At 64.7% G+C, this 7,175-nt stretch carries 6 protein-coding genes; 5 read left to right on the top strand and 1 reads right to left on the bottom strand.

Features of this window, described 5'->3' with window-relative positions:
* A partial coding sequence (locus A985_RS0122100) for a xanthine dehydrogenase family protein molybdopterin-binding subunit (protein ID WP_157211554.1) occupies positions 1–2,078 on the top strand: 2,078 nt, incomplete at its 5' end.
* Positions 2,079–2,293: 215 nt separating this feature from the next.
* Here A985_RS0122100 and A985_RS0122095 read toward each other — a convergent pair.
* Complete coding sequence (locus A985_RS0122095; RefSeq protein ID WP_017235559.1) at positions 2,294–2,893, bottom strand: YqaA family protein; 600 nt, start codon at positions 2,891–2,893, stop codon at positions 2,294–2,296.
* Between the two features lie 142 nt (positions 2,894–3,035).
* Here A985_RS0122095 and A985_RS0122090 point away from each other — a divergent pair, with 142 nt between their 5' ends.
* From A985_RS0122090 to queF, 4 genes are all read left to right on the top strand, one after another.
* The gene (locus A985_RS0122090) at positions 3,036–3,656 is read left to right on the top strand and encodes an NTP transferase domain-containing protein (RefSeq protein WP_017235558.1); all 621 of its coding nucleotides are present in this window, start codon (positions 3,036–3,038) and stop codon (positions 3,654–3,656) included.
* A 121-nt stretch (positions 3,657–3,777) separates the two neighbouring features.
* Entirely contained in the window at positions 3,778–5,307 is a 1,530-nt protein-coding gene (gene ilvA / locus A985_RS0122085) for a threonine ammonia-lyase, biosynthetic (RefSeq protein WP_017235557.1), read from the top strand.
* A 56-nt stretch (positions 5,308–5,363) separates the two neighbouring features.
* Positions 5,364–6,296, top strand: a complete 933-nt coding sequence (locus A985_RS0122080; RefSeq protein ID WP_017235556.1) for a 5'-nucleotidase — start codon at positions 5,364–5,366, stop codon at positions 6,294–6,296.
* Positions 6,283–7,110, top strand: coding sequence for an NADPH-dependent 7-cyano-7-deazaguanine reductase QueF (gene queF / locus A985_RS0122075; RefSeq protein ID WP_017235555.1), 828 nt, complete (start codon positions 6,283–6,285; stop codon positions 7,108–7,110). Before A985_RS0122080 ends, queF begins: the two co-directional genes overlap by 14 nt.
* Positions 7,111–7,175: the final 65 nt, after the last annotated feature.

Raw genomic sequence — 7,175 nt, 5'->3', positions numbered from 1 at the left:
CCCGCGCCCGGGGCGCGCCCGCCACGCCCGTCGTGCCCTCGGCCTTCGTGCGCATTGCGCCGGACGACACCGTCACCATCCAGGTCAACCGCCTCGATTTCGGACAAGGCGTACAGACGGCGCTGCCCATGCTCGTCGCCGAAGAACTCGATTGCGACTGGGCCAAAGTGCGCAGCGAGCTGGCGCCGGCGGCCGACGTCTACAAAGACCCCGTGTTCGGCATCCAGATGACGGGGGGCTCGGGCTCCGTCGCGCATTCGTGGCTGCAATACCGGCGCATTGGCGCATCTGCTCGGGCCATGCTCATCGCGGCCGCGGCGCAGCAGTGGAAAGTGCCGGCGGCGCAGTTGCGCACCGAGAACGGCGTCGTGCTCGGCCCGAACGGCCAGCGCGCCACGTACGGCAGTCTTGCCGCGCGCGCGCAGGCGCAGCCGGTGCCGGCCGATGTCGCGCTCAAGGAACCTTCGGCGTTCCGCCTGCTTGGCAAGCCGACGGGACGGCTCGACGCGCGGGCCAAGTCCATGGGCGTGCCGATGTACGGCATGGACTTCAAGCTGCCGAACCTGAAAGTTGCTGTCGTTGCTCGCCCGCCCGTGTTCGGTGCCAAAGTGAAGCAGTTCGACGCCAAAGCTGCGCGTGCGGTCAAGGGCGTGCGCGATGTCCTCGAGATCCCGGACGACCGGGGCGGCACCGCCGTGGCCGTCATTGCCGATGGCTACTGGCAGGCCAAGACCGGGCGCGACGCGCTCAAGGCCACGTGGGACACGACGGGCGTTGAGCATGTCGACACGACCGCCCAACTGGCCAAGTATGTGGAAATGGCCAAGACGCCGGGCACGGTCGCGATCGACGCGGACATCTCCAAGCTCAAGGGTGCGCCCAAGACCCTCGTTGCCGAATACCACTTCCCGTACCTGGCGCACGCGCCGATGGAGCCGCTCAACTGCACCGTGCAGCTTTCCGACAAGGGCGCGCAAGTGTGGACCGGCACACAGTTCCAGACCGTCGACCAGGCCGCCATTGCGCGCACGCTCGACCTCAAGCCCGAGCAGGTCAAACTGCACACGCTCATGGCGGGCGGCGGATTTGGCCGCCGCGCGGTCCCGACGTCCGACTATGGCGTCGAGGCGGCCCAGGTGGCGAAAGCGTGGCGGCGTGCGGGGCATCGTGAGCCGGTGAAAGTGATCTGGAGCCGGGAAGACGACATCCGTGGCGGTTACTACCGTCCGATGTACGTCCATCGTGCCGAGATCGGCCTGGATGCCAAGGGCAACGTGCTGGCGTGGGATCACACCATCGTGGGTCAGTCGATTTTGCAGGGCACGCCGTTCGAAAAGATGATGGTCAAGAACGGCATCGACGGCACCAGCGTCGAGGGCGTTGCGGGCACCCCATATGCGGTGCCGTTGCGGCTCACGTTGCACAGTCCGCAGGTCAACGTGCCGGTGCTGTGGTGGCGATCCGTGGGCAACACGCATACGGCGTACGTCATGGAAACATTGATAGACGAACTATCGAAGGAAGCGGGTCAGGACCCGGTGGCGTATCGGTATGGGTTGATGGGAGATAAGCATCCTCGGCACCGGGAGGCGTTGGCGTTGGCGGTTGAACGTTCCGGCTATGGAAAAGCGCAGTTACCGTCGGGCCAGGCGTGGGGTGTGGCGGTGCATGAGTCGTTTGATTCCGTGGTGGCGTACGTCGTAGTGGCTGAGATGCGCAATGATTCACCGCGTTTGGTGAGTGTGACGGCGGGGGTGCATTGCAATTTCGCGGTCAATCCGTTGACGGTGGCGGCGCAGGTCGAGGGAGCGGCCTTGATGGGATTGGGGATGACGATACCGGGCGCGGCGATCACGATGAAGGATGGAGAAGTTGAGCAGAGCAACTTCCATCAATACATGGTGGCGCGTTTGCCCGACATGCCGGCCATCAGTGTGCACATTGTGGGTTCGGGGGATGCACCGACGGGGATGGGAGAGCCGGGGTTGCCGCCGTTGGCGCCGGCGTATGCGAACGCCATATTTGCGTTGACGGGAAAGCGGATGCGGGCGTTGCCGTTCGACCTGACGAAGGCGTAACGGAAAGGGAGGCAAGGCGTAGCGCAAGCGCACGTCGGGCGGGTTGGGCTTGGGGGAGCGTGACGGTGGGCCGGACCGGGGCCCCTTTCTGCAGCGAGTTGGGTTTATGTTTGAGAGGCGGAAAGGGGCCCCGGTCCGGCCTCTCGGGCATAGGAAGAAGGAAGCGCGTGGCATGACCACCGGTGTGTGTGTCAGTCCAGGCGTCAGCCCGGTCGTCAGCCAATGAGCAGATGTTTAAAGGGCGCAAAGATGCCGTGCCAAAACGACTCGGGCACGCGCAGCATCAGAAACGTGATGGCGACATAGCGAAGCGTTTTGCCGACGGCGATAAAGAAGAGGCATTCGCGCCAGGAGAGTCGCAGCCATCCGGCGAGGGTACAGAACGGGTCGCCGACCACGGGCAGCCAGGAGAGCAGGAGCAGGGGTGGGCCGAAGCGGCGCATCCAGCGGTGATAGCGCTCATTCATCGGGGCTTGTCCGTTGGGGCGCTTCGTGCTGGCGGGCTCTGGCATCGGGCCGCCCGCGAGTGCGGCGGTACGGGCGTGCGCGCGTCGGCGGGCTTTCAGGCGAACGAAGCCGCGGCGAGCGGCGAAGCCCATCCACCAGTCGAGCATGCCACCAGCGGTATTGCCTATGCTGGCCACCGCGATGGCGGTCCAGAGCATATGTGGATTGAGCGTCACATAGCCGAACAGTGCGGGCTCCGAGCCCATGGGCAGAAGCGTGGCCGACAGAAACGACACCAGGAAAATGGCCGGCAGGCCGACGCCGGGCAGGGCCAGCACGCCGAGCAGCCAGGTGATGAACGACTCCATGCAACTCCGGGAAAAGACAAAAACGACCGAAAAAATGGCGGCAACCCTGCCTCCATGACCGACCGGACGGTCGGCACATCCCGCGAGAGGGTACACGCACGCGTTTGGCAGAAACAAAGAGTCTGGCGCATAATGCACCCCCATGACCCGACCCTCGACGCCGCCCGTGGCCATTCTACTGGCAGGCGGACTCGGTACCCGCTTCGATGCGGCGGGGCGCAGGAACAAGCTGCTCGCGCCGCTGCCTGGCGATCCCCTGAACCGACCCGTTGCCCTCGCCAGCGCCCACGCGCTGCTGGCGGTGTTGCCGCGCGTCATCGCGGTGGTGCGCCCGGACTCGGCCGAGCTGGAGAGCGTGCTGTTGCAGGCCGGGTGTGAAGTCGTCATGAGCCATGCCACCCAACGCGGCATGGGCGCAACGCTTGCCGCCGGCATCCGGTCCGGCGTCGACGAAGCGCCGCCCTCGGGGCTCGAACATCTCGACGGCTGGCTCATCGCGCTGGCCGACATGCCCTACATTCATCCGAACACCATTCGCGCGATTGCCGGCGGACTCACGTCGCCCGACGCCATCGTCGCCCCGAGTTACCAGGGACAACGCGGCCACCCCGTCGCGTTCGGATCCGCCCTGACACCGCGCCTGAGCGCCCTCGATGGCGACATCGGCGCGCGCGACCTGTTGATTAGCGGGCACATTACGATCGTCGATGTCGACGACGCCGGAATCGTGCGCGACATCGACACCCCAGACGACCTTCGCTAGGGCGCGCACTCTCCTTTCCCGTTTTTTCCCGAGAAACCAAGCGCGACCGCCCCGGCGGACGTGCTGGTCTATCATTGTCCTTTCGTTCCTCGATGTGCCTAACCTGAAGAAGCCTTAAATCATGTCCGACGCAGCTCCCGACTATCTGAAGAAGATTCTGACCGCCAAAGTCTACGACGTCGCCAAAGAAAGCGAACTCGAACTCGCACGCACGCTCTCCATGCGTCTGCACAATCGAATTTATCTCAAGCGCGAAGACAACCAGACGGTGTTCTCCTTCAAGATTCGGGGTGCATACAACAAGATGGCCAACCTGAGCGAAGCCGACCGCGAGCGCGGCGTGCTCACCGCATCGGCAGGCAATCACGCGCAAGGCGTCGCTTACTCTGCTGCGCGCCTGGGCTGCAAGGCCGTCATCGTCATGCCCGTCACCACGCCGCAGGTGAAAATCGAGGCCGTGAAAACCCACGGCGGGCGCGCCGTCGAAGTCGTGCTCGCGGGCGACTCCTACAGCGACGCCTACGCCCACGCGATGACATTGCAAGAAGAGCGCGGCCTGACCTTCGTGCCCCCGTTCGATGACCCCGACGTCATCGCCGGCCAGGGCACCATCGCCATGGAAATTCTGCGCCAGCACCAGGGACCGCTGCATGCCATCTTCGTGCCCATCGGCGGTGGCGGCCTGGCTGCGGGCGTGGCGGCCTACGTCAAAGCCGTGCGGCCCGAGATCAAAGTCATTGGCGTGCAATCCGTCGACTCCGACGCCATGGCCCAATCGATTCACGCCGGCGAACGTGTCCTGCTGAGCGACGTCGGCCTCTTCGCCGATGGCACCGCCGTCAAATACGTCGGCGCCGAGACCTTCCGCCTGTGCGCGGCCTACCTCGACGAAGTCGTGCGCGTGGACACCGACCAACTTTGCGCCGCCATCAAAGACGTCTTCCAGGACACCCGCAGCGTGCTCGAACCGTCGGGCGCCCTGTCCGTGGCCGGGGCCAAGCTCTACTCCGAGCGCGAAAAGCTCAAAGGCGAAACGCTCGTCGCGATCACCTCCGGCGCCAACATGAACTTCGACCGTCTGCGCTTCGTGGCCGAGCGTGCCGAAGTCGGTGAAGCCCGCGAAGCCGTGTTCGCCGTCACCATTCCCGAAGCGCGCGGCAGCTTCAAGCGCTTCACCGAAGTGGTGGGCAACCGCAACGTGACCGAGTTCAACTATCGCATCAGCGAAGCGTCGAGCGCTCACATCTTCGTGGGTATCCAGATGCACAACCGCGACGAAGGCGAGCGCATCAAAGCCGGCTTCGAACGCCACGGCTTTCCCACGCTCGACCTGTCCAACGACGAACTCTCCAAGCAGCACATCCGCTACATGGTCGGCGGCCGCTCCACACTCGCCAGCCATGAAGTGCTGTACCGCTTCCAGTTCCCGGAGCGTCCGGGCGCGCTGATGACTTTCCTCTCGGCCATGAGCCCGAACTGGAACATCAGCCTGTTCCACTACCGCAACCAGGGGGCCGATTACAGCAATATCCTCGTGGGGATCCAGGTGCCCGACAACGAGAAGGCCGCGTTCCGCGACTTCCTCGCCACGCTCGGCTATCCTTACTGGGACGAGAGCGACAACCCGGTCTACAAGCTGTTCCTCGCGTAAGCCGGCCCGATAGACGCCGCCGCTCACCGCCTCACGACAGGAGTTTCGCTGCCACCATGCCGATCACGCTCGAGAACAAACTCGTTGTCGCGATATCCTCGCGCGCGCTGTTCGACTTCGAAGAAGAGAACCGCGTGTACGAGGCCGGGGTGGCTGGCGGCGACGACCGATCGTACCGGCAGTACCAGCTCGACCGCCTCGACGTGCCCGCACGCGTCGGCGTCGCCTTCCCGCTCGTGCAGAAGCTCCTCGCCTTCAACCAGGGCAACGAGATCGACAACCACCGCGTGGAAGTCGTCGTCCTCTCGCGCAACGATCCCGTGAGCGGCATGCGCGTGTTTCGTTCGGCGCGTCAGGTCGACCTCAAGATCGAGCGCGGCGTGTTCACGCGCGGGCGCGATCCGTTCGGTTATCTCAATGCGTTGGGCGCGCACCTGTTTCTCTCCGCGAACGAGCGCGACGTGCGCAGTGCGCTGGTGGCCGGATTTCCTTCCGCGCGCGTCTATCCCGACTCGGCGAAAAAAGCCGAGCTGCATCCCGACGAAATCCGCATCGCCTTCGACGGCGACGCCGTGCTCTTCTCCGACGAAGCCGAACGGGTCTTCCAGCGCAACGGCCTCGACGCGTTCCAGCAGCACGAGACCGAACGTGCCGCGACCCCGCTGCCGCCGGGTCCGTTCAAGCCGCTGTTGCAGGCCCTGCATCGCCTGCAAAGCCTGGCGGGCCACGAAGTGCCGGTCAAAATCCGCACGGCGCTGGTCACGGCGCGCTCGGCCCCGGCCCACGAGCGGGCCATCCGCACGCTGATGGACTGGAAAATCGACATCGACGAGGCGATGTTCCTGGGTGGGCTCGACAAGGGCGCGTTCCTGCGCGAATTCGAGCCCGATTTCTTCTTTGACGATCAGACACGCCACTGCGAGTCCGCCGCGCGGGTGAGCCCGACCGGACACGTTATCAGCGGCATTGCCAACCATGACCACGCCTGACCAATCTCCGCTCGGCAAGGAAGTTGCCTACACCGAGCAATACGACCCGTCCCTGCTCTTCGCGATCGCCCGTGCCCCGGCGCGCGCGGCCATCGGCGTACCCGACGTCCTGCCGTTCTTTGGCGCCGACATCTGGAACGGCTACGAACTCTCGTGGCTCAACGACAAGGGCAAGCCGCAGATCGCGTTGCTCACGGCCATGGTGCCGGCCGACTCGCCGAACATCATCGAATCGAAATCGTTCAAGCTGTATCTCGGCTCATTCGCCCAGACCAAACTGGCGAATGCCGATGCCGCCCGGGCGCTGATTCAGCAGGATCTGTCCGAAGCCGCAGGCGCGGCGGTGCAGGTGCGTCTCGTCGAGCCGGGCGGCTTCGCCAAACTCGAACTCGACGAACTTGACGGCCTGCTCGTCGACCGGCTCGATATCGACACGGATATTTATTCGCCGGATGCGACCTTGCTCAAGGCCGCACAGGGCGAAGCGCCTGTGGAGGAAACCCTCGTCTCGAACCTGCTCAAGTCCAACTGCCCGGTGACAGGACAACCCGACTGGGGCAGTCTGCAGATTCGCTACGTTGGCCCGCCCATCGACCAGGAAGGGCTGCTCAAGTACGTGATTTCGTACCGGCGCCACACTGGCTTTCATGAGCAATGCGTGGAAGGGATCTTCATGGACATCCTGCGCCAGTGCCAACCGACCCAGTTGGCCGTCTACGCGCGCTACACGCGGCGTGGCGGACTCGATATCAACCCGTTCCGCACCAACTTCACGTTGCCGATGCCGGACAACGCCCGCACGGCTCGCCAATAAGCCGAGGGCGAAAAAAAGCGACGGGTTGATGAGACCCGTCGCCAATCCACGCACATCTAGAGGGG

This window comes from Pandoraea sp. B-6 (assembly GCF_000282835.1).
In the GTDB taxonomy this organism is placed as follows: domain Bacteria; phylum Pseudomonadota; class Gammaproteobacteria; order Burkholderiales; family Burkholderiaceae; genus Pandoraea; species Pandoraea cepalis.
Note: the sequence above shows the minus strand (reverse complement) of the source record. Positions and strands in the feature narration are given on the sequence as shown.